Annotated in this window: 18 protein-coding genes and 2 pseudogenes; 7 read left to right on the top strand and 13 right to left on the bottom strand. The window is 37.7% G+C overall.

Annotated elements, in window-relative coordinates; genetic code table 11:
- Positions 1-1,995: a protein-disulfide reductase DsbD gene (dsbD, locus tag B9T28_RS03270; protein WP_171263429.1), complete on the bottom strand. Its 1,995-nt coding sequence runs from the start codon at positions 1,993-1,995 to the stop codon at positions 1-3.
- 103 nt (positions 1,996-2,098) lie between these two features.
- Here dsbD and B9T28_RS03265 point away from each other — a divergent pair, with 103 nt between their 5' ends.
- Positions 2,099-2,782 (top strand): response regulator, encoded by a 684-nt coding sequence (locus B9T28_RS03265; protein WP_086202498.1) that lies wholly within the window; start codon positions 2,099-2,101, stop codon positions 2,780-2,782.
- Between the two features lie 9 nt (positions 2,783-2,791).
- On the top strand, positions 2,792-4,153 hold the full coding sequence (locus B9T28_RS03260; protein ID WP_086202497.1) for a sensor histidine kinase: 1,362 nt from the start codon (positions 2,792-2,794) through the stop codon (positions 4,151-4,153).
- Positions 4,154-4,168: 15 nt separating this feature from the next.
- On the opposite strand, the gene B9T28_RS03255 is transcribed toward B9T28_RS03260, so the two are convergent.
- From B9T28_RS03255 to B9T28_RS03240, 4 genes and pseudogenes are all read right to left on the bottom strand, one after another.
- Positions 4,169-5,380: a DegT/DnrJ/EryC1/StrS family aminotransferase gene (locus B9T28_RS03255; RefSeq protein ID WP_252053424.1), complete on the bottom strand. Its 1,212-nt coding sequence runs from the start codon at positions 5,378-5,380 to the stop codon at positions 4,169-4,171.
- Positions 5,377-5,778, bottom strand: coding sequence for a DMT family transporter (locus B9T28_RS03250; RefSeq protein WP_086202495.1), 402 nt, complete (start codon positions 5,776-5,778; stop codon positions 5,377-5,379). The genes B9T28_RS03255 and B9T28_RS03250 overlap by 4 nt, the downstream gene beginning before the upstream one ends.
- Positions 5,775-6,134, bottom strand: a complete 360-nt coding sequence (locus B9T28_RS03245) for an EamA family transporter (RefSeq protein WP_086202494.1) — start codon at positions 6,132-6,134, stop codon at positions 5,775-5,777. The genes B9T28_RS03250 and B9T28_RS03245 overlap by 4 nt, the downstream gene beginning before the upstream one ends.
- A pseudogene (locus B9T28_RS03240) lies at positions 6,131-6,646 on the bottom strand (alpha/beta hydrolase); the annotation flags it as partial. The pseudogene B9T28_RS03240 and the gene B9T28_RS03245, both read right to left, overlap by 4 nt.
- Positions 6,647-6,772: 126 nt before the next feature.
- Between B9T28_RS03240 and B9T28_RS03235 the strand changes: the two are divergent.
- The 3 genes and pseudogenes from B9T28_RS03235 to B9T28_RS03225 all read left to right on the top strand — a co-directional run bounded on the left by B9T28_RS03235 (position 6,773) and on the right by B9T28_RS03225 (position 10,219).
- Positions 6,773-8,212 carry an aspartate aminotransferase family protein gene (locus B9T28_RS03235; protein ID WP_252053421.1) on the top strand — a complete coding sequence of 480 codons (1,440 nt, stop codon included), beginning with the start codon at positions 6,773-6,775 and terminating at the stop codon, positions 8,210-8,212.
- A gap of 22 nt (positions 8,213-8,234) precedes the next feature.
- Entirely contained in the window at positions 8,235-9,329 is a 1,095-nt protein-coding gene (locus B9T28_RS03230) for a peptidogalycan biosysnthesis protein (RefSeq protein WP_171263428.1), read from the top strand.
- A pseudogene (locus B9T28_RS03225) lies at positions 9,326-10,219 on the top strand (arginase family protein). The gene B9T28_RS03230 and the pseudogene B9T28_RS03225 overlap by 4 nt, the downstream one beginning before the upstream one ends.
- Before the next feature lie 168 nt (positions 10,220-10,387).
- Here the strand turns inward: B9T28_RS03225 and B9T28_RS03220 are convergent.
- The 8 genes from B9T28_RS03220 to B9T28_RS03185 form a co-directional block, all read right to left on the bottom strand.
- Positions 10,388-11,797 (bottom strand): short-chain fatty acid transporter, encoded by a 1,410-nt coding sequence (locus tag B9T28_RS03220; protein ID WP_086202492.1) that lies wholly within the window; start codon positions 11,795-11,797, stop codon positions 10,388-10,390.
- A 116-nt stretch (positions 11,798-11,913) separates the two neighbouring features.
- The gene (locus B9T28_RS03215; protein WP_086202491.1) at positions 11,914-12,543 is read right to left on the bottom strand and encodes a 3-oxoacid CoA-transferase subunit B; all 630 of its coding nucleotides are present in this window, start codon (positions 12,541-12,543) and stop codon (positions 11,914-11,916) included.
- Between the two features lie 3 nt (positions 12,544-12,546).
- Positions 12,547-13,251, bottom strand: coding sequence for a CoA transferase subunit A (locus B9T28_RS03210; protein ID WP_086202490.1), 705 nt, complete (start codon positions 13,249-13,251; stop codon positions 12,547-12,549).
- A gap of 121 nt (positions 13,252-13,372) precedes the next feature.
- Positions 13,373-14,275 carry a hydroxymethylglutaryl-CoA lyase gene (locus tag B9T28_RS03205; RefSeq protein WP_086202489.1) on the bottom strand — a complete coding sequence of 301 codons (903 nt, stop codon included), beginning with the start codon at positions 14,273-14,275 and terminating at the stop codon, positions 13,373-13,375.
- Positions 14,272-16,266, bottom strand: a complete 1,995-nt coding sequence (locus B9T28_RS03200) for an acetyl/propionyl/methylcrotonyl-CoA carboxylase subunit alpha (protein ID WP_086202488.1) — start codon at positions 16,264-16,266, stop codon at positions 14,272-14,274. The genes B9T28_RS03205 and B9T28_RS03200 overlap by 4 nt, the downstream gene beginning before the upstream one ends.
- Before the next feature lie 17 nt (positions 16,267-16,283).
- Positions 16,284-17,078: an enoyl-CoA hydratase/isomerase family protein gene (locus B9T28_RS03195; protein ID WP_086202487.1), complete on the bottom strand. Its 795-nt coding sequence runs from the start codon at positions 17,076-17,078 to the stop codon at positions 16,284-16,286.
- Positions 17,079-17,088: 10 nt separating this feature from the next.
- Entirely contained in the window at positions 17,089-18,690 is a 1,602-nt protein-coding gene (locus tag B9T28_RS03190) for a carboxyl transferase domain-containing protein (protein ID WP_086202486.1), read from the bottom strand.
- A gap of 79 nt (positions 18,691-18,769) precedes the next feature.
- Positions 18,770-19,945: an isovaleryl-CoA dehydrogenase gene (locus B9T28_RS03185; protein ID WP_086202485.1), complete on the bottom strand. Its 1,176-nt coding sequence runs from the start codon at positions 19,943-19,945 to the stop codon at positions 18,770-18,772.
- 146 nt (positions 19,946-20,091) lie between these two features.
- Between B9T28_RS03185 and B9T28_RS03180 the strand changes: the two genes are divergently transcribed.
- Entirely contained in the window at positions 20,092-20,718 is a 627-nt protein-coding gene (locus tag B9T28_RS03180) for a TetR/AcrR family transcriptional regulator (protein WP_086202484.1), read from the top strand.
- 117 nt (positions 20,719-20,835) lie between these two features.
- Complete coding sequence (locus B9T28_RS03175) at positions 20,836-22,530, top strand: AMP-binding protein (protein WP_086202483.1); 1,695 nt, start codon at positions 20,836-20,838, stop codon at positions 22,528-22,530.
- Positions 22,531-22,564 lie beyond the last annotated feature (34 nt).

The raw sequence follows: 22,564 nt of genomic DNA, 5'->3' as shown, positions 1-22,564 counted from the left end.
TCACGGTGCTACTTTATTCAATTGTTGAATAAGCTGTGTGGCAGAGAACGTACCCGTAAAACGAAGCGGACGTATTTCTTGTGCATTGGAGTTTAGGAACAGCATGGTTGGCGGGCCTAAAATTTCACGTTCTTTTAAAATAATATCTTGTGAAGGATGATATTCAGTTAAATTTAATTTGATTAAAGTGAAACCCTGTAACGCATTTTGAACATCCGTTCGAGGAAAGACTTCTTTTTCCAAGGGCTGACATGCGACACACCAGTCCGCATAAACATCAATGATAATCGGTTGGTTCAGTTGTTTAGCTTGTACTAGCGCTTGATTTAATTGTTCCGCGGTACTGACGTTAGTCCAGCTTAGATGTTCAGTTTGAGAGTGCTGTACTTGATAAGCCGTAATGTTTTGTTGAATATTCCAGAATCCTGCGAATAAGAATACAAGGCTAACTAAAGTAATTATCCATTTATGCGCTGTTTTAATCGTATCTCGACGTATTTTGAAGAGATAAATTGCAAGAGCAATACTGAGAATGGCTAATAATATTGAATAGAGCATGGATGGAATCATGGGTCTAATAAAGTAGACTGCCATCATCAGCATCATAAAGCCAAAGCAAACTTTAAGACGATCCATCCAAATACCAGGTTTAGGTAAGAATTTTGAACCAAATACACTGGTCATAAATAAGGGTAAGCCTATACCTAAACCAAGGACAAATAGGTATAAACCGCCCAATACAGCATTATGTGATTGAGATACAAAAAGTAATGCACCTGCGAGTGGTGCACTCATGCAGGGCCCGACAATAAGGGCAGATAAAGCACCCATAATAATCGCACCCAACAGTGTTCCACCTTTTTGTTTGTCTTGCAGGTGGTTTAATTTTTGCATTAACGCTTGTGGCATTGAAAGTTGAAATAATCCAAAAAGATTGAGTGCAAATACAATAAATAAAAGGGCAAATAACGAAATCACAATTGGATTTTGGAACCAACGCTGGAAACTATAACCAATTTCAGCAACGACTATTCCCATTAGGCTATAAACCAACGCCATACTGATCACAAAACTGAGTGCAATGATGACCGCTTTATAACCTTTTGTACGCTGAATAATAATGCCTGAAAGAATAGGGATTAGAGGTAACGAGCAAGGTAAAAAGGCCAAAAGAATGCCTAATCCGAAGAAAACGATGAGATTAAGAAAGATCGAATCTTTGGATAAAAGTTTGAAAAAAGATTGATCATCATTCCATTGTAATGACGTTGTAGTGCTATTTTGTGTGTTTCTTTCTAGTAGAGTATTTGAATCAATTGCTTTGTCATTACTTCCTACTGTTGTAACTTCGGAACTAGCGATTTCATCTTTCGAGTCATTTTGCGCTGTAGATTGTGTATTGGATGGTACTAATTTTTCGGTATTTTCCTTATCTATAGAAGCAATTTTATCTTTAGGTTGTGGTGTTAATGTGGTTTGAGGTTTTGGATTTATTAAATTTTGTTGCGATGAATCCGTGTTGAATTGATTTTTATTGTTATTTTCTAATAAGTTTGTGCTTGAAAGAGAGCTTTGCGGCAATAAACCATTGGCATCAGTTTGAATTGTTTTACGCTGTAAAGGGTAACACAAACCATCTTCCGCGCACCCTTGCCACACGACTTGATAATTTGTGTTGGGTTGAACATTAATTTGAGTTAAAACTTGATTGTAATGTACTTCAGTTAGACCAAAAGTTGGATCATTCTTTTGATGCCCTTTGGGTAAGGATAATTTTAGAGGAGTATTATTTACACTGACTTTGAATTGGTCATGATATAAATAATAGTGTGGTGCAATTGTCCATTTTAATTGTGCTTGTTTTTCTGAAATGGATTCAGCAGAAAATTTAAATGCTTGATCTGGGGGTAAGAAATCCTCATTCGCAAAAGTGAGCGAACTTAAGGTGAATAGTGAAAAAAAGCATAAGCTTAAAAAGGCTCGCAACTTTATCATCCCAAATAAATATTTTATTACCTATTATTATCCATAGAAATAGATTAAGAAAACATTAACTGTTGTTTTTCTTTGTAAGATAATTGGCTAAGAGGAAAATCTTATGTTTGTTTTATTGGTTGAAGATGATCCATATATTGCGAAAAGTATTCGCTTAGCATTGCAGCATCTTAACTTTTCTATAGAGCATGTGAGTTCTGCAAAAGATGCTGATTATTTTGTTAAAAATTCAGCCGTAGATTTATGCTTGCTCGATTTAGGTTTGCCTGACCAAGATGGTTTAGATCTACTCAAGAGTTGGCGTGAACAAAACATTGGTGTTCCTGTATTGGTTTTGACTGCACGGAATCAAACACAGCACTGTGTGGAAGCTTTAAATTTAGGTGCGGATGACTACCTTGCTAAGCCTTTTGAATTAGATGAGTTAATTGCACGTATTCATGCATTAGGACGGCGGCATCGTGGTTATGCTTCTAATTTAATCATTATTGGCGATTTAGTTTTAGATAAAGCTACTCAAAAGGTCATCTTTAAAGGTCTTGAATTGGTCGTATCACGCCGTGAATTTGCAATATTAGAAATTTTTATGCTGCAACCCAATCAAGTACTTCGTAATGAAGTATTACTCGATAAAGTTTATGGTTTTCAGGACAATATTGAAAGTAATGCACTCAATGTACATATCTTTCATTTACGTCAGAAAATTGGAGCAGAGTATATTCGTACAGTACGAGGGATTGGCTATCTATTTCATGTCGAAGCATCTGTTTTAAACACAATAAATTAAATATTATTCATGAAAAATTATAGTTTGAAATCACGGCTTGTTTTAAGCATTGCATGTACTTTTGTTGCAGTATGGATTGTGGCATTTGCATGGTTATATTTAAATTTAGAAAAAAAGATGAATGAAACCTTAGATGAACGGCTTTCCGCTTCTGCACATACAGTCGCTCGTCTTTTAAGCCAATTTCCTGCACAGCAATTAATTCAAACGGCTAAGCCATTGGTTGATGAGTTGAATCAACAAAATTTAATTGCATGTGAAGTTTCTTTTTTTAGTTCAGATGTTGTCATTAATCAAAAAGTTGTTGCTCGAACCAATGGCGCACCTATAGGGTTGGTGAATCGTGAAGTTGGATTTAGTACGTGGAAAGAACATGGCGTTGAATGGCGTAGTTATGTATTCAAGAAAGGGCAACTTCAAGTTGTTTCTGCAGAAAAGGTACAGCTTCGAGATTCCTTACTCACTGAAATTTTAAAATCAATTTTATATCCATTACTTTTAACTCTTATTTTATGTATCACTTTAATTTTATGGATCATTAAAGTGGAATTTCGTCCGATTGAAAAAATTACAGGTTTATTAATCCATGATAAGAATCAGCCCAATAATATTTTAGAAAATTTATCAGAATTTGATTTAGATACGATTCCCAAAGAAATTCAACCTTTTATTGAAAATATATTGGAATTGGTGTCACGTTTATATGAAAGTTTAGAAAATGAAAAGAGCTTTAGTGCATATGCAGCACATGAGTTACGTAGTCCATTAACTGCCATTAAAACCAATGTACAACTTAGTAAAATGATTGCAGAGCAAAGTGAGCATTCTGATCTGGTGGATATATTATTCGATGCGGAGCAAAGCATTAGTCGTTATCAGAATTTATTAGAACAACTCTTAATTTTGAGTCAATCCGAACAACAACAGCGTATAAGTGCTGAAATAATTGATTTAAAGGTACTTTTAAATGATGTGATTGATCAACTCAAGTCTATTGAGCCTGATATTGAAAGACGCTTAGATATAGATTGGAATTCATTTACAGCGATTAGAATGTCGTATTATGCTTTAGCTATGGTGCTGACCAATATTATTGAAAATAGTTTGAAGCACGCTCAAACTGATCTAAAAATTGCGATTTATATGCAAAATAATCAATTATTCATTCAAGATTTTGGCGTTGGATTGAGTCCAACTGAGTTAGAACTTGCCGGTAAGCGTTTTTGGCGTAAAACTGCTTTAGAAAATGGTCATGGTTTAGGGCTTGCTTTATGCCAAATCTTATTACAACAATATGGATATCAATTTAACTTAGAATCTAAAAATGGCCATGGCCTGACTGTCATTATCGATTTCAATCGTAAGGCATGATCCGCTTAAAGATCTTTAGCTTTGAGTTAAATGTCGCTCTAAAATACAATAAATTTTTTCAAAATATTGATCATTTAACCATGCTGAATTACTAATGGTAAAGCTTCGAGCCGCAAAGTCGATTGCATGAGGAGTATTTGCTGAAATATGCTGTAAAGTTGGATATTGATTAATTGCTCGGACAAAAAGCTTATTCACGCCTAAGCCACTTGACCATAATTCATTTAAAATATTTTGGCACAGTTGAGCCTCATCAACCAATAAGATTAGAAAAGGATACGTGGCTGTGGTTTTAGATTTTTCTTCAAAAATATATAGATGAGGAAGCTGTTTTAAACGCTGGATTCTTTGCATAGCCTGTTGATGTGCAGCCTGCCAATGTAAGGCTAAGCGTGTAGTGGCAGATGCAGCAACATGACTGCGCCATTGACCGAATTGGTGCATTGGAATACTGTTTTGATCAAAGTCATCTCCGACAGCTACAATTTCATCTTGTTGTTCTAAGGCTTTACGTAAGGCGTTACCGTAAATTAAATTTAGGGTTGATGGTTTATAGAAGAGATAATATCCAATCAGCTCCAAACAGCGTTTTATTTCTAACGTATATAAGGTGGGAAGTATCTGTGTATGCTCCTGCAATTGTCGATGTAATTCGGCATTGTGACTAAATAGCACACCACCTTCTGCACTGGTAAGGCCTTTGCCAAATGCCAGACTAAAAAAGCCAATATCACCGACTAAACCAACACTTTCTGCTCCATTTTTACTGCCCATGGCTTGGGCTGCATCTTCAATAATATAGATATCGTATTGCTTAGCGATATATTGGATTGCAGTTACATCACAGACTAAGCCTGCATAGTGCGTAGCAATAATAGCGAGTGTGGATGAATTGGCGATTTGTTTGAGGTGTTGTAAATCAAGGTCAAGGCTATGCGGGGCTAAATCACATAAAACAGGAACGAATCCTATTTTCTCAACAGCCAAGGCAACCAATGGACAGGTCCATGCTGGAAGAATGATTTGTGTACGGTTAAGTTGTTGACTGTGTAAGGTTTTTAACGCGATGATTAAAGCCACAGTACCAGAACAAGTTAATATTGGTGGAGGGATTTGCAATAGTTTTGCAAGGGATTGGGATAAATCCAGTCTTTTTCTAAATGGAATCAGGTCTTTGAAATAGAGAGGCAATCCATCCGTTGGTGGTAACTCTGTACGCATACTCATAGCTTTTGGTCTATGCTAAATGAGAGCTCATGTTCAGACTCATCTTTTGCTAAAAATAGGACACCAATTAAAATAAAAAGAGCACCAATTATTTTGATGAAAGTGAGTGGTTCGTTAAACAACCAAACTGACAGTAATGTAACACTGACCAACTCTAAATGAGATGCTGCAAAAGCAGGGCCTACAGGTGCATGCTTGAGTAGACTCATCCATGTAAAGAATGCACCAATATAGCCAATAAATGCGCCGTAAATCCAAGGATGACTAAATATGCGTGTTAACCATGACAAATCAAACGTCAGGGGTAATGCATGGATAGATGCATATTTAAAACTGATCTGCGCCAACGTATCAAAGCACATCAATAGACCAAAGCCGATGATATAGAAATATTTCATGTGCCAATTCCGACAATGGTGACGCCTAGGGTAATGAGAACAACGCCAATCAGACGGTTTTTAGTTAACTTTTCTTTAAAAAATAAACGACCTGCAAGCATAATAACAACGATATTAATACTACCTAACATCACACCATCTGACAGTGGAACCAGTGACAAGAATGCGAGCCACACTACAAATTCAAAAATATAGCAGCAAATTCCAAGCCATAGCCAAGGACGGCTTGCCATTTTTCTCCAATGAGCCCAGCCATCATGTTCTGTATTTTCTGAGGCGGCAGCTTTAAATGCTAATTGTCCAAAGGTATCAATACAAATGGTCAGCAGCCAGATACCAATGACAATCGGGCTCATACTAAATGACCTATTTCATGTTCTAAAATTTGCTCAATTAAATTCTCAATGCTTTTTGTTCCGCAAGAGCTTTGCTGAGCCTGTCGAATAAAGTTTAAAGATGTATCAATAACTTGCTTTCGATCATTATCAATTGTGATCATGTGATAACTGTTGTATAGCCAAATTAATTGTTTAGCTCCAGAGACCCGATCATAAACCAACTGGCTATTACGACGGTGTGCGATATCATCCTCAAAGGCATGAAATGACACACTTGGAACTGTGATTTTATATAAATTCTTCCTGACGTTACGGGAAAGACGTTGTAGTTGATACAAAGAATGCCATGGATTTCCAGGTAAGCCTGCTTCGGTACTATCACCGCTGTTCATGGCTGTGATAATACGAGCACGTAAGGTCTTATTTTTTATGCCATAAGGTTCTGCTTCATTAAATGTATTCTTTTTACAGATATTTAAAAATGAAACAGTGGGCAAGGCAACTGGCGCCAGTATTTTTGACCAAAGTGGAGATATCACCAGCGATTGGTTTTAATTACAAGTTTTAGCAGTACCAAACACGATTTTATTTAATTTACTCCAACTCAGTATTTGTCATAAAAATGAAAAAACTGAAATAAATCAAAAGGCTCTTACATGAATCGAAATTATCAACTTGCAGAAGATCAATCTGTGTTACTGAATTTTGCTAAACCAGGCAAACTCGATGAAGCTCAACTTTTAGCAGATGAGGCTAAATACTGTTCTTATGGTGATACGGTACATTATGTAAATCCACCGAATATTTTTACCAATTGCCAAGGTAGTTATCTTTATGATGATCAAGATACGCCATATCTAGATTTACAAATGTGGTATTCAGCAGTGAACTTTGGGTATAAAAACCCACGTTTAGATCAAAAATTAATTGAACAAATTAATACACTGCCACAAGTGGCAAGCCAATATTTACATCCGACGAAAATTGAACTCAGTAAAGTCATTGCTGAAGATATGTTGAAAAAAACAGGGGTACAAGGACGTATCCATTTTAATGTCGGTGGTTCACAATCAATTGAAGATTCCTTAAAATTGGTACGTAATTTCACCCATGGTAAAAGCCGAATGTTTGCATTTGAAGGTGGCTATCATGGTCGTACCTTAGGTGCTTCTTCAATTACTTCGAGCTATCGTTATCGCCGTCGTTATGGCCACTTTGGTGAGCGTGCACAGTTCATTCCATTCCCATATCCATTCCGCCGTCCTAAAGGTATGACACCTGAAGAATATGCTGTGAAATTGGTAGCAGAATTCAAGCGTTTATTTGAAAATGAATATCACGGTGTTTGGGATCCGAAAGTTCGTGAAAGTGAGTTTGCTGCATTTTATATTGAAACCATTCAAGGAACAGGTGGTTACGTTATTCCACCGATGAATTTTTATCCTGAATTGAAAAAAGTGCTGGATGAACACGGTATTCTTTTGGTAGTAGATGAAATCCAAATGGGCTTTTACCGAACGGGTAAACTCTGGTCATTTGAGCATTTTAGTATTACTCCTGATGTTCTGGTCTTTGGTAAAGCACTCACCAATGGTTTAAACCCACTTGCTGGTATTTGGGCAAAAGAAGAAATGATTAACCCAGTCACATTCCCAGTTGGGTCAACCCATTCTACCTTTGCCTCAAATCCATTAGGAACAGCAGTAGGCTTAGAAGTGATGAGAATGCTGGCTGAAAAAGATTATGAAACGCAAATCATGGAAAGTGGTGCCTATTTCTTAGATGGATTGAAAGAGTTACAAAAACGACATCCTGAAATTGGTGATGTGGATGGTTTAGGTTTGGCATTACGTGCAGAAATTTGTCAAACGGATGGTTTTACGCCGAATAAAGAACTTTTAGACAAAATGGTCGATATTGGTTTGTCGGGTACTTTGGAATATCAAGGTCAAAGATGTGGTTTGGTCTTGGATGTTGGTGGCTATTATAAAAACGTCATTACATTTGCGCCATCATTGGAGATTTCGAGATCGGAAATAGATCAAGCTATGGTGCTTTTAGATCAAGTTCTAAATCGTGCTAAAAGAGAAATGTAAGTTTTGAATGATATAAATAAGTATGCAAACTGACTTTAATCAATTGGAACCTCAATCACTGGTGGATGCTTTTTTAAAGCATTCACCAGTGACGTTTAAGGTGAATAATACTGCGGATTTTTTACCTTCATTTATCACCAACTTTAATTTATTAACGACTTTAGATAGCGAACTGCGTCAAAAAATTGAGTCGACGTTAGGTTATCAATATTGGGGAAGATTGCTGCATTTATCGACCTGTTTTATTGGTACAACCGTCACGGAATATACACCGTTATCCAGCGACATGAATGTTACTGAACTCACGACAAAATTAAAGAAACAGGCTCATAATCAGACTTTAATGATTATTAAAGATTTGCCATTAAACTCACCGTTATTAACTAAATCAGAAAATATATATAGCCAACAACTGATCGAAAAAGCAGAACGACAGGGATTTTTATCTGTAGAAGGGCAAGCCTTAGCATATGTACCTATTGATTTTGAAAACCGTGAAGATTATTTATCTCGTCTCTCGAAAAGCCGCCGTAAAAATTTAAAGCGTAAACTCAAAAGTTTAGCTGAATTACATATAGAGGTAATCGCAACAGGGCATCAACGTTTTTTAGATGCCGTATTTAGGCAACAACTCTATCAACTTTATTTAGCGGTCTATCAGCAAAGCGATATTCATTTTGACTTATTAACGGTCGCATTTTTTGATGATATCTTACAAAATAGCCTAAGCAATAGTCACGTTTTTTTATATTGGCAAGCAAACAATCTCATTGGATTTAATATTTGCTATGAATATAAAGATAAACTCATCGATAAATATATTGGTTTAAATTACCCCTTAGCAATTGAATATAATCTGTATTTTATTAGTTGGTTTATCAATTTAGATTATGCCAAGCAACAAGGCTTAAAGTTTTATGTTGCAGGTTGGACAGATCCTGAAGTAAAAGCACAATTGGGCGCTAAATTTACATTTACACGGCATTTAGTTTGGATTCGGCAACCTATTTTACGTTTTGTTCTGGGTAAATTACGGCATTTTTTTGAATCGGATACGCATTGGCACATGCAGATGCAGATGCAGATGCAGATGCAGATGCAGGAAATAAAATCATAAAGATACAATCCAAACGTCGTCATGTCATTTTAAACTTTGATGATTCTATAGAAAAGTCTGAAAATGCTTTAGATATTGATCTATCAACATGGCAGGAAAGCATTCGTTTTGGTTGTAATTGGAAACAGTTTAAACAGCTTGAAAATTATCTGACTGACCAATTACCTGAAAGTAAAAATTTAGGTACGGTATGTATGGGAAGTGGGGATTATCATCATATTACCCAATTGCTTTTATTACGACAGCCTCAAGATCAGCCAATTCATTTAATTGTCTGTGATAACCATCCAGATAATATGCGTTATCCCTTTGGGATTCATTGTGGATCGTGGGTCTATTGGGCGAGTCGGTTAGCCCATATTGCACGGATTGATGTCATTGGCATAAGTTCGACTGATATTAGCTTTAAGCATGCTTGGGAAAATCATTGGTCGCCATTAATAAAGGGCAAAGTGCATTATTGGAGTGTAAAACAGAGTGCGACTTGGACTCGTTATATTGGAGCTAAATCGATGTGGCATGGTTTTGACACCGCAAATAAACTCATGACGGCATTTTTAGCAGAAATATCTAAATCTCAATTTCCAATCTATTTATCAATTGATAAAGATGTTTTGTCGAAACAAGTGGTAATGACCAATTGGGATCAAGGGCATTTTTTAGAAGGTCATTTACATAACTTAATTCAAGCTTGCAAAGGTAAATTAGTCGGTGCGGATATTACAGGGGATATCTCAGTTTATCATTATCAAAACAATTTTAAACGCTTTTTAAGCGCTTCTGATGGGTAAAGTGAGCCAAATCAACATGATATGACGGCTTGGCAACTGGTTCAGCAACAGCTCAATCAACGTTTATTAAAAAGCATAGATCAAGCTTGGCTAGAATAAATTATCTCATGATCAAAAATACTATGCATAAGTAATGTTCGAAAGAAGTTTTGAAGTGGAAACATCTACATTAAGTATATCATTCAAAAATGCGCCTTTAAAATAGCCTAAGCAAAAATAGATTTTATTTCCACAAAAACAAAACTTCCCCTTAAATTAATCTAAATTTTAAAAAACAGGAGCAGTATAAGAAAGCGATCGTCCTAAAAACCACAATAAGAATAAAACTAAGGGAAAATGAACAACCAATTGAGTCACTGTAAATCCAATGACATCTTTTGCTTTTAATTTTAAAATTCCAAGCATCGGTAACATAAAAAATGGATTAATCAAATTCGGTAAAGCTTCTGCCGCATTATAAATTTGAACGGACCATCCTAAATGGACTTTCAAATCATGTGCTGCTTGAATAACATAAGGTGCTTCAATAATCCATTTTCCACCACCAGAAGGAATAAAAAATCCTAAAATTGCTGAATAGATTCCCATGACAATCGCAAAAGTTTCTTTAGAAGCAATCGACACAAAAAATTCTGCAATATAGTGCGAAAGTGATAAATCCTGACTATTCATAGCATGCGTCATCATGAAGGCGATACTGCCATACAATGGGAATTGAATCAGTACACCAGAAATTGCAGGAACGGCTTTAGATACAGCATTCAGAAAGTTACGTGGGGTGCCATGTAACGCAATACCTAGCATTAAGAAAATAAAGTTATAAGTATTAAGACTTGAAATTGCGAGAATTGGATTACTTTTGGTAAATTCATTCATCATCCAAAACCCACCTAAAAGGACGATTAAGATACTCAAAATAGGGGAGTTTTCTAACCAATCACCAGGCCGTTTACTGCTTTGCAGTTCCTTTTTTTCTTCTTCAAAATGTAATGCAAAATCATCAATAGTTTTAATACTATTCCCTTTAGGCGCTGATAAAAATGCAATCGTAATCGAGACAACAATGAGCACCGCTGTCATAATCATGGATTGTGGTAAAAAAATGGTTTCAGTAAAAGGAATAACACCGGTTAATTTATAAATTGGTTCAGGTAAGCTGGCCTTATTTGCCTGTAATTGTGCAGCCGAAGAGCTAATTCCTAATGCCCAGGTTGCGCCCATTCCAATAATACTCGCGGCTGCCGCAGCACGATAATCCATATTAAGTTCTTTGCGTTTAGCTAATGCGAGAACTAACAAAGCAGTTAACACGGTACTGATGGCCCAATTAATTAAAGAAAAACAGAGGCTGACCGTGGTGACTAAAACAATTGCACTGCGTCCAGAATTTGGAATTGTCGCCATTTTTTGAATGAGTATTTCAACGGGTTTAGACACTGAAACAACATAGCCCACAATAATGAGCATACACATCTGTAATGTAAAAGGGATGAGACTCCAGAAGCCATCCCCAAAAGAAATAGCAACATCTTTTACTGGTGCACCGATACTTAATGCCGCAATCGCAACTATGACAACGCCCAAGAGCGCAAAAATATAAGAATCAGGAAACCATTTTTCAGACCAGTCACTGACTTTGATTGCGAATTTTTGTAAGATATTTTGAGAATTATCCATATATAAGATTCCATTTTATTTATAAATTAATTTATTAATATTCAACATCCTGCTGAATTTTGACGTGCGTATCCAAGGGCACAATGCATGATTATGCCCTTGGATTACTTATTTTATTATTGAATGATATTGACGCCCGTCGCTTGTTGTATTTCTTCAAAAGAAACACCATCAGCGAGTTGTACTAGTTTGATCCCTTCTGGAGTGATATCCAATACGCCTAAATCAGAAATGATTCGATTCACGACGGCTTTTCCAGTGAGTGGTAATTCACAGTGTTTTAGAATTTTGGGTGAACCGTCTTTAGCGCAATGTTCCATCAGTACAACCACATGTTTCACACCCGCAACTAAATCCATTGCACCGCCCATACCTTTGACTTTTTTGCCTGGAATCATCCAGTTGGCTAAGTCACCTGTTTCAGAAACTTCCATTGCACCTAAAATGGCAATGTTGACTTTGCCACCACGGATCATGGCGAACGATTCAGAGCTTGAAAAAAATGAAGCTCCTTTACGTGCTGTAACTGTTTGTTTTCCTGCATTAATTAAATCGGCATCAACCGTGTGTTCCGTTGGAAATTCACCAATGCCTAATAGGCCATTTTCAGACTGTAACCAGACATCGATATCTTCTGGAATATAATTGGCAACCAATGTTGGTAACCCAATGCCTAAATTGACATAAAAACCATCTTGAAGTTCTTGTGCGGCACGTTGTGCCATTTGATTACGCGTCCAAGCCATGATTTATCCCTCAGTTTTCAGTGTCATATGTTCAATATGTTTTTCTGGATTTGGATTGAGAACAATACGATCAATATAGATGCCAGATAAATGAATATCATCGGGTTCTAATTCACCAATTTCGACCAGCTGCTCCACTTCAGCAATGGTAATTCGACCCGCCATTGCACAATCAGGGTTAAAGTTACGAGCAGTTTTTCTAAAAAATAAATTTCCTGCTTTATCCGCTTTGTAGGCCTTCACTAAAGAAATATCTGAAACTAAGGTTTCTTCTAAAATGTATTCTTTACCATTGAAAACACGAACCTCTTTACCTTCAGCAATCAGTGTTCCGACACCGGCTTGAGTATAAAAAGCGGGAATACCTGCACCACCTGAACGTAATTTTTCAGCTAAAGTACCTTGGGGAGTAAGTTCAACTTCAAGTTCACCACTCAGATATTGCCGTTCAAATTCTTTGTTTTCACCGACATAGGATGAAATCATTTTTTTAATTTGTTTAGTGACGAGTAATTGGCCTAAACCTAAGCCATCAACCCCTGCATTATTTGAAATACAGGTTAAATTTTTTACACCAGTGTTTTTTAATGCACTAATCAACTGTTCTGGAATGCCACATAAACCAAAGCCACCCACCGCAAGTATTTGTCCATCTTTGACAATATCTTTTAATGCGGCTTGCGCGCTCTCATAAACCTTATTTGGCATTTTAGACCTCCGTGTTTTTATTAAATATCTTGTGTTTATCGTATGCTGTATTTTTAGCTTATTTTAAAATTACTTGAAAAGTGTTTAATCTGTCAAGTTATCTAAATATCAGTTTTGATGATTAATCACGTTGGTTTTGCCAATAAGCAGTGGCGAAATTGGATGGATTTTGACGATTTAAAACCTGACTAATATTGTGACTGGCCTGCATGAGCGCATCTAAATCTATCCCAGTCTCAAAACCCATTTTAGACAGTAGATAATATAAATCTTCAGTAGAAATATTGCCCGAAGCGCCTTTAGCGTAAGGACAGCCGCCGAGACCAGAAATGGATGAATCAAATACACGAATGCCTTGTTCTAATGATTGATAAATATTGGCGATCGCCATGCCAAAGGTATTATGAAAATGTCCAGCAAGCACTTTACTGTCTAATTCAGCTAGACATGCATTCCAAACATTTTTAACGCGATCAGGGGTTGCCGTACCAATGGTTTCACCCAAAGAAATTTCATAACAGCCCATGTCATATAAACGCTTGCTGACTTTGGCCACTTGCTGAGGATCAATGGCACCTTCATAAGGACAATCAACGATACAGGAGACATAGCCACGTACTTTGATATCATGTGCTTGAGCAGCAGCAATTACATCCGCAAACTTTTCAAAGCTCTCATCAATAGAACAATTGATATTTTTACGTGTAAAACTCTCAGAAGCTGCGGTAAATACGGCGACTTCTTTACAGCCAACGGCGAGCGCCGCTTCAAAGCCTTTGATGTTAGGAGTCAGTAGGCTTAACCCAATGCCATCCATTTTGGGTAATTGCGCATAAAGCTCATCACTCTGCGCCATTTGCGGAACCCATTTGGCTGATACACAAGAACCAACCTCTATACTCTTTAAACCTGTACGCATTAAATCTAAAATAAGCGCTTTACGCTGTTCTAAATTTAAAGGGGTCTTTTCATTTTGCAAGCCATCCCGTGGGCCGACCTCCACAATTTTGACGAATTCATTCATGCAACTTCTTCCGTTAAAGCTTGAAATTCCACTAATTCATCACCAGCTTTCACTTGATCACCTACTTGAAAATAAGATGAGGTAATGAAACCATCACGTGGGGCACGGATTGAATACTCCATTTTCATTGCTTCAAGTGTGAGTAAAACATCATCTTTTTTAACTTTTTCATTGGCAGAAATCAGGATTTTAGTAATTACGCCCGGCATAGGTGCTTTTAAATTACTTTCATTTAAATCCGTATCATCAGTCTTAAAATTTGCATGTATATATTCAAATTTAAAATTCTGAGCATTTGAAAATAAAGTAAGCGCATTTTCACTTTGGCTAAAAGTCAGCTTTTGCTTTGTCCCTACAATATCCATTTTTATGGTGTTTTGATCAACTAACTGGCCTGAAATGGAATATTGCTGTCCTTGGTATTCAGCGATAAAAGTATTGCCATTGGCACTCAAGTTGACCTGAATGTCTTGATTATTCAATTTAAACTTAACTGGGTAATTGGTTTGAATATTCAAACGCCATAATACTTCAGCTTGCCAAACTGGATTATTCGCCATTTTATTCTGGTTAAAACGAATCAGTAGTTCAGTCAATGCCGCAGCAAGAATTAAATTGGTGTCAGCCTTTTGAATGTTTTTAAATAAAAATTCATCTTCACGTTGAATGAGATTGGTATCTAGTTGTGCCTTTTTAAATGAATCACAGCGAATAATACGGTCTAGAAAGGCAATATTATTACCTACACCTTCCACATGAAAATGTTCAAGTGCATGATGCATTTGTACCAACGCAGCTTCACGATTTTCACCCCAAACAATGAGCTTAGCGATCATTGGATCATAATAGGTGCTAATTTCATCACCTTGTACAATTCCACTATCAACACGAACATTTTGATTTTGCGTAGGGTAATGTAAATAACTGATTTGACCAATTGCAGGCATAAATCCTTTCTCAGGTTCCTCAGCATAAATACGGGCTTCAATCGCATGGCCATGAATGTGTAATTCATGTTGTAATTTCGGTAATGGCTCACCAAATGCCACACGCAGTTGCCATTCAACCAAGTCTTGCCCAGTAATCATTTCAGTCACTGGATGTTCAACTTGCAGACGGGTATTCATTTCCATGAAATAAGCAGTCCCATCTTGCTCGACAATAAATTCAACTGTACCCGCACCAACATAATTAACCGCACGAGCAGCATCAAGTGCTGCTTGGCGCATAGCCGCCAATTTGGTTTCTAACATGAGTGGAGCAGGAGCTTCTTCAAGTACTTTCTGATGACGGCGTTGTACTGAACAATCACGCTCAAATAAATGCACATAATTGCCATGTGTATCACCAAAGACTTGCACTTCAATATGTCGAGGATTGATGACATAGCGTTCAACTAAAACTTCATCATTGCCAAAACTCGATTTTGCTTCATTTTTACATGAAGAAAGTGCAGTTAAAAACTCAGTTTCACATTCAACCAAGCGCATGCCTTTACCACCACCACCAGCACTGGCTTTGATCAGAACTGGATAACCGATAGCATCCGCTTGTTGTTTTAGAAAATCCGCATTCTGATTGTGACCATGATAACCAGGAGTAAGCGGTACACCTGCTTTTTCCATCAGTGCCTTCGATGTCGCTTTCAATCCCATTGCTAAAATGGCAGCAACTGGAGGACCAATAAAGACAATATTATTTTTTTGACAAGCTAATGCAAATTGATCATTTTCAGACAAAAAACCATAACCTGGATGAATTGCTTGTGCACCCGTATCTAACGCAGCTTGAATAATACGGTCTATCTGTAAATAACTTTGTGAGGCTGGGGATTCACCAATATAGATGGCTTCATCCGCTTGCTTGACATGCTGTGAATTTACATCTGCATCAGAATAAACAGCAACGGTGGCAATGCCTAGTTTTTTTGCAGTACGAATTACACGACAAGCAATTTCACCTCGGTTTGCAATTAAAATCTTTTCAAACATTGTCTCATTCCTTATCGTTATTCTACTGTTTTAATCCATGCTGGGCTTTGCTTCGTTAAAAAAGCAGTTAAGCCATTTTTCGCCTCGGTTCCTTGGCGGACATGTGCGATGTGTTGTGCAGTTTGAACCAGTAATTCTTCAGTTAAAACAGATTGATTGACCATCTGAATCAGCTGTTTTGATGCTGCCTGAGCTTCGGGACCACCAAGTAATAAAGCTTGAATAATTTCATCAACTTTTTGATCAAGTTGATCGGGTGGTGCAATTTCATGAACCAAACTGATGGCTTGGGCTTTCTCGGCTGAAATGCGTTCTGCGGTTAAGAAATAACGTGAAGCCTGACGTGCACCAATGGCACGAATCACATACGGACTAATGGTCGATGGTGCGAGACCTAAACGGACTTCTGAGGTTGCAAATTTGGCATCAGTACTTGCTACACACATATCACACGCTGAGGCCAAGCCCATTCCGCCACCAAAGGCAATGCCTTGTACACGTGCAATGGTCGGTTGTTTTAACATTGCTAAGCTTTGTAACATTTTTGCCAATTTTAGGGCATCCGCTTCATTTTCTGCTTTGGAAGCTTGTCCAGCAAATTTCATCCAATTCAGGTCTGCACCTGCAGAAAAACTTTTACCACGACCTGCAAGTATGACTACACGAATATCTTCACGTGTATTGAGATATTGAAAGCATTGGTGTAGTTCTTCAATCACTTGGGGATTAAAGGCATTATGTAATTCAGGACGATTTAACCAAACCGTTGCGACTTGTTGGTTCTGTTCTAGTTGTAAAAATTGAAAATCCATTGCATACCTCTTACATGCGAAATACGCCAAATTTAGTGGGAATAATTGGTGCATTCATAGCCGCAGCGAGGCTTAGTCCTAAAACATGACGTGATTGTGCAGGATCAATCACACCATCATCCCATAAACGTGCCGAAGCATAATATGGATGTCCTTGAAGTTCGTACTGATCACGAATAGGCTGTTTAAATTGATCCTCTTCTTGTGCAGACCATTCAGCACCTTGGCTTTCAATTTGGTCACGTTTTAGCGTGGAAAGTACACTGGCTGCTTGTTCACCGCCCATCACTGAAATACGTGAATTTGGCCAAGTCCACAGGAAACGAGGCGAGTAGGCACGTCCACACATCCCATAATTTCCTGCACCAAATGATCCGCCAATGACCATGGTGATTTTGGGAACATTAGCTGTTGCAACTGCCATAACCAATTTTGCACCGTTTTTGGCAATACCTTCATTCTCATACTGACGACCAACCATAAAACCAGTGATGTTCTGTAAGAACAACAACGGAATATTTCGTTGCGTACACAGTTCAATAAAATGTGCACCTTTCTGCGCAGATTCTGAGAATAGAATGCCATTATTGGCAATAATGCCGACTGGCATACCATAAATCGATGCAAAACCAGTAATTAAAGTCGTACCAAAACGGGCTTTAAATTCATCTAAGCGTGAACCATCTACAACACGAGCAATGACTTCACGAATATCGAAAGGTTGACGTGCATCACTCGGGATAATGCCATACAGCTCTTTAGCATCGAATAATGGGGCTTCAATTTCACAATAAGACTGATTCGGTTTCTTATTTAAATTTTTAACGATATTACGGGCGATTAAAATCGCATGTTCATCATTTACCGCCAAATGATCAGCAACGCCAGATAGGCGAGTATGCACATCACCGCCACCTAAGTCTTCAGATGAAACAATTTCACCCGTTGCGGCTTTCACCAACGGTGGGCCACCAAGGAAAATCGTACCTTGATTTCGAACGATAATCGTTTCATCAGACATTGCTGGAACATAAGCACCGCCAGCGGTACAACTTCCCATTACAACGGCAATTTGAGCAATTCCCATGCTCGACATCCGCGCTTGGTTGTAAAAAATACGACCAAAATGCTCTCGATCTGGAAAAACTTCATCTTGCATCGGCAAGAAAGCGCCACCTGAATCGACCAAATAAATACACGGTAAATGATTTTGTTCCGCAATTTCTTGGGCACGTAAATGCTTTTTAACCGTCAATGGATAATACGTTCCACCTTTAACTGTGGCATCGTTAGCGACAATCATACAAGTCACGCCTTGTACTTGACCGACACCAGCGACTACACCCGCAGCAGGTACATCGTCTGCATAGACTTTATAAGCCGCAATTTGCCCAATTTCTAGAAATGCAGTGCCTGTATCAATCAGTTGATCAATACGTTCACGCGGTAAAAGTTTGCCACGCGCTAAATGTTTTTCACGGGCTTTTTCATCACCACCAAGAGCAATTTTTGTCGTCATCTGTTTTAAATCATTGACTAAATTTTGCATTGCCGCTTGGTTGTTTTTAAAATCATCACTTCGAATATTGATTTTACTGTGTAACTGATTCATTTAGAACATCCTTGTATTGGACTGCTATATTCAATTGCGATGCTCATAATTATTGTCATGCAATTTTAAATTAGGCTAATTATTTGGTTTCATTAAATAATTCGCGACCAATTAACATACGGCGAATTTCAGATGTGCCTGCACCAATTTCATAAAGTTTTGCATCTCGCCATAGACGACCGGTGTCATAGTCATTGATATAACCATTACCACCCAGGGTTTGAATAGCTTCTCCAGCCATCCACGTTGCTTTTTCAGCAGCATACAAAATCGCACTCGCGGCATCTTTACGTAGACTACGATCATGCTGATCTGCTTTATCACATGCAGCACCAACAGCATAAACCAGCGCTTTACAAGCCAGCCAAGTGGAATACATATCGGCAATTTTGCCTTGCATCAATTGGAACTCACCTAAAGCTTGCCCAAACTGTTTACGATCATGAATATAAGGAATGACGACATCTAAGCAAGCATCCATGATGCCAAGAGGACCAGCACTGAGCACAGCACGCTCATAATCTAAACCACTCATCAGCACTTTAGTGCCATTACCTACGCCACCTAAAACATTTTCTTTGGGCACTTCAACATTATCAAAGAATAGGGGATAAGTATTTGAACCGCGCATACCGAGTTTATCTAAGTGGGTGCCATGACTGAAGCCTTTCATACCTTTTTCAACAATGAAAGCTGTCATGCCTTTGGCACCCGCATTCAGATCAGTTTTGGCATAAACCACTAAAACATCCGCATCACCGCCATTGGTGATCCACATTTTTGAACCATTTAAAACAAAGTGATCACCTTTCTCTTCAGCTTTAAGTTTCATGCTGACCACATCCGAACCCGCATTCGGTTCTGACATCGCTAAAGCACCGACAAAATCACCCGATAATAATTTTGGAAGGAAACGCTGTTTTTGCTCTTCACTTCCATTACGGTTAATCTGATTAACACAGAGATTAGAATGTGCACCATAAGATAAGCCGATAGATGCAGATGCTCTCGAAATTTCCTGCATAGTAATGATATGTGCTAAGTAGCCTAAATTGGTTCCACCATATTCTTCACCTACGGTTAAGCCCAATAGACCCATGTCACCAAATTTTTTCCATAGATGATGTGGGAACAAGTTGTCTTGATCGACTTGTTTTGCAATAGGAGTAATTTCCTTTGCACAAAATGCGGCAACGGAATCACGAAGTGCAATTAATGTTTCATCTAGACCAAAATCAATACTTTGTAGGTGCATTTTCCTGTCATCCTGTCAGTTATATTTGTTGTACCAAAAACATTTTTGTTGTGCTTAGACCCTAACATACAATTTTTTTTTATAAAAGTGAATAAAAATTCAAAAATTGATTTACAATTCATTTTAATTATTCGAGAATACAAAATATGAGCTATAAACGATCCTCTCTGATGCAGGAGAGAATGGAAAAAAATCGTAAAATGATTTTACAGTCTGCACGTGAGCTCATTGCGCAGGGTGGTTTTAAAGACGCGCAAATACAAGCGATTGCAGACCGAGCTGGTGTTTCGAGTGGTTTGGTTTATCGTTATTTCGACAACAAAAGCCAAGTTCTTATTGAAGTGTTAAATGAGGCTATTACTTTTGAAGTGGAGATTTTGAATCACATTGCCCAAGGACAATTCAGCCCAACCCAAAAATTGCATAAAGCGGTAACTACGTTTGTACGGCGTGCTATGAATAGCTCGCAACTTGCATATTCACTTATGTTTGAGCCAGTTGATCCTGAACTAGAACATGAGCGGTTTCATAGTAAACAACTGATTAAACAAAGCATGACAGAAATTCTTGCCATAGGAAAAACAAGCGGTGAGTTTAGTTTTGAAGATTTAAATACCGCTGCATTGTGCGTTGTTGGTGCTATGACATTTGCGGTGGTTGAACCTTTAAATCCATCTCGAAATGTGATATTTGATGAGTCATATAAAGACTATTTTGTTAAACAAATTGCTGATTTTTGTGTCAATGCAGTAAAACGACAGGAGGGAGTATAAGGGTTTGTTAAAAATAAAAAACACACAAAAATTGGCTATTTAGGAAAAATAGTTGCGGTAAAACAATTAAATTAAATGTGAAAATCAGAATTAAAAAGAATCAAGGAGTATGATTCAATGTCGCAAATACGGTTAAGTTATGCCTGTGGAACAAGTCAAAAACCTCTAATCGGTATGACGATAGGTGATAAGTTTGATGAAGCATGTCAGCAATACGCTGAGCATGATGCAGTCATCAGCGTACATCAAAATGTGCGACTAACTTATCGAGAACTACATGCAAAAGTAGATTCCTTTGCTTGTAGTTTACTGCGTTTGGGTTTACAAAAAGCGGATCGTTTAGCCATTTGGTCACCCAACTGTGTGGAATGGACTATTGCACAATTTGCTGCTTCTAAAGCCGGCATTATTTTGGTGAATTTGAATCCAGCATACAAAAAAAATGAACTCGAATATGTATTAAATAAAGTCTCTTGTAAGGGATTGATTATAGCATCCCAATTTAAAACTTCAGATTATCAAGACGTTTTAATGCGTATTGCACCGGAATTGGCATTTACAACAGATTATGTTTTACATTCAGAAAAAGTACCGCATTTAAAACATGTCATTAAAATTGATGATGTCGAACAAGCGGGTATGCATCGTTTCGCAGATCTATTTTCTGTACCTACGACAAAAGAGCTGGAACAATTAAACGCGATTGCCAGTGAATTACAATTTGACGAACCCATTAATATTCAATTTACCTCGGGCACAACGGGCAATCCCAAAGGCACAATGTTGACCCACAATAATCTTTTAAATAATGGTTATTTTGTTGGTGAGGGTATCCATTTAACCCCACAAGATCGAGTGTGTATCTCAGTACCTTTATTTCATTGTTTTGGCATGGTAATGGGGAATCTAGCCTGTATTACTCATGGTTCAACTATGGTTTATCCTTCGGGGGTATTTAATCCTTTAGATAGTTTAAAAGCCATTGAACAAGAAAAATGTACGGCTGCTTATGGTGTGCCCACCATGTTTATTGCCATGTTGGAGCATGATCAATTTGAGCAATTTGATTTAAGCAGCTTACGCACAGGCATTATGGCAGGTAGCCCGTGCCCACGTGAAATTATGCAGCGTGTGATTGAACGTATGCACATGGATGAAATCATCATTTGTTATGGTATGACAGAAACCGCTCCAGTCAGCCTACAAAGTTCAACAACAGATTCAATTGAACGCCGCGTGGGAACGGTCGGCCGCGTACTTCCACATCTTGAAGTGAAAATTATTGATGAACAAGGCAAGGTGGTGCCACGTGGAAAATTAGGTGAATTATGTGTGCGCGGTTATTCAGTGATGCTGGGCTATTGGGAAGATGAGGCAAAAACGAAAGAGGCTATTGATATTGCAAATTGGATACATACTGGCGATATTGCAGAAATGGACAATGATGACTTTGTTAAAATTAAAGGTCGTATGAAAGATGTTGTGATTCGTGGTGGTGAAAATTTATTTCCAAAAGAAATTGAAGACTTCTTATATACTCATCCAGATGTGAGTGATGTCCAAGTAATCGGTTTACCTGATCCACGTTATGGTGAGGAGCTATGTGCTTGTATTATTTTACATGATCATCATGATGTTACAGAAGAACATATTCGCCAGTATTGTAAAGAACATATTTCACATAACAAAGTTCCACGCTATGTGCGTTTTTTTAATGAATTTCCTATGACGGCATCAGGCAAAGCACAAAAGTTCAAGCTACAAGAGTTTATGCGTGATGAATTAAATTTATCAAACGAAATGCATGCTTAACTTTAAGACAATGATTAAAGTTACTAGCTTACTA

It is taken from the genome of Acinetobacter silvestris (genome assembly GCF_002135235.1).
Classification (GTDB): Bacteria; Pseudomonadota; Gammaproteobacteria; order Pseudomonadales; family Moraxellaceae; genus Acinetobacter; species Acinetobacter silvestris.
This window is presented reverse-complemented; position numbering and strand designations above follow the sequence as displayed.

Excerpts from the sequence above, each read along its gene's own strand:
- dsbD (WP_171263429.1), bottom strand. The coding sequence starts at position 1,995 with ATGATAAAGTTGCGAGCCTTTTTAAGCTTATGCTTTTTTTCACTATTC.
- B9T28_RS03265 (WP_086202498.1), top strand. The coding sequence starts at position 2,099 with ATGTTTGTTTTATTGGTTGAAGATGATCCATATATTGCGAAAAGTATT.
- B9T28_RS03260 (WP_086202497.1), top strand. The coding sequence starts at position 2,792 with ATGAAAAATTATAGTTTGAAATCACGGCTTGTTTTAAGCATTGCATGT.
- B9T28_RS03255 (WP_252053424.1), bottom strand. The coding sequence starts at position 5,380 with ATGAGTATGCGTACAGAGTTACCACCAACGGATGGATTGCCTCTCTAT.
- B9T28_RS03250 (WP_086202495.1), bottom strand. The coding sequence starts at position 5,778 with ATGAAATATTTCTATATCATCGGCTTTGGTCTATTGATGTGCTTTGAT.
- B9T28_RS03245 (WP_086202494.1), bottom strand. The coding sequence starts at position 6,134 with ATGAGCCCGATTGTCATTGGTATCTGGCTGCTGACCATTTGTATTGAT.
- B9T28_RS03235 (WP_252053421.1), top strand. The coding sequence starts at position 6,773 with ATGAATCGAAATTATCAACTTGCAGAAGATCAATCTGTGTTACTGAAT.
- B9T28_RS03230 (WP_171263428.1), top strand. The coding sequence starts at position 8,235 with ATGCAAACTGACTTTAATCAATTGGAACCTCAATCACTGGTGGATGCT.
- B9T28_RS03220 (WP_086202492.1), bottom strand. The coding sequence starts at position 11,797 with ATGGATAATTCTCAAAATATCTTACAAAAATTCGCAATCAAAGTCAGT.
- B9T28_RS03215 (WP_086202491.1), bottom strand. The coding sequence starts at position 12,543 with ATGGCTTGGACGCGTAATCAAATGGCACAACGTGCCGCACAAGAACTT.
- B9T28_RS03210 (WP_086202490.1), bottom strand. The coding sequence starts at position 13,251 with ATGCCAAATAAGGTTTATGAGAGCGCGCAAGCCGCATTAAAAGATATT.
- B9T28_RS03205 (WP_086202489.1), bottom strand. The coding sequence starts at position 14,275 with ATGAATGAATTCGTCAAAATTGTGGAGGTCGGCCCACGGGATGGCTTG.
- B9T28_RS03200 (WP_086202488.1), bottom strand. The coding sequence starts at position 16,266 with ATGTTTGAAAAGATTTTAATTGCAAACCGAGGTGAAATTGCTTGTCGT.
- B9T28_RS03195 (WP_086202487.1), bottom strand. The coding sequence starts at position 17,078 with ATGGATTTTCAATTTTTACAACTAGAACAGAACCAACAAGTCGCAACG.
- B9T28_RS03190 (WP_086202486.1), bottom strand. The coding sequence starts at position 18,690 with ATGAATCAGTTACACAGTAAAATCAATATTCGAAGTGATGATTTTAAA.
- B9T28_RS03185 (WP_086202485.1), bottom strand. The coding sequence starts at position 19,945 with ATGCACCTACAAAGTATTGATTTTGGTCTAGATGAAACATTAATTGCA.
- B9T28_RS03180 (WP_086202484.1), top strand. The coding sequence starts at position 20,092 with ATGAGCTATAAACGATCCTCTCTGATGCAGGAGAGAATGGAAAAAAAT.
- B9T28_RS03175 (WP_086202483.1), top strand. The coding sequence starts at position 20,836 with ATGTCGCAAATACGGTTAAGTTATGCCTGTGGAACAAGTCAAAAACCT.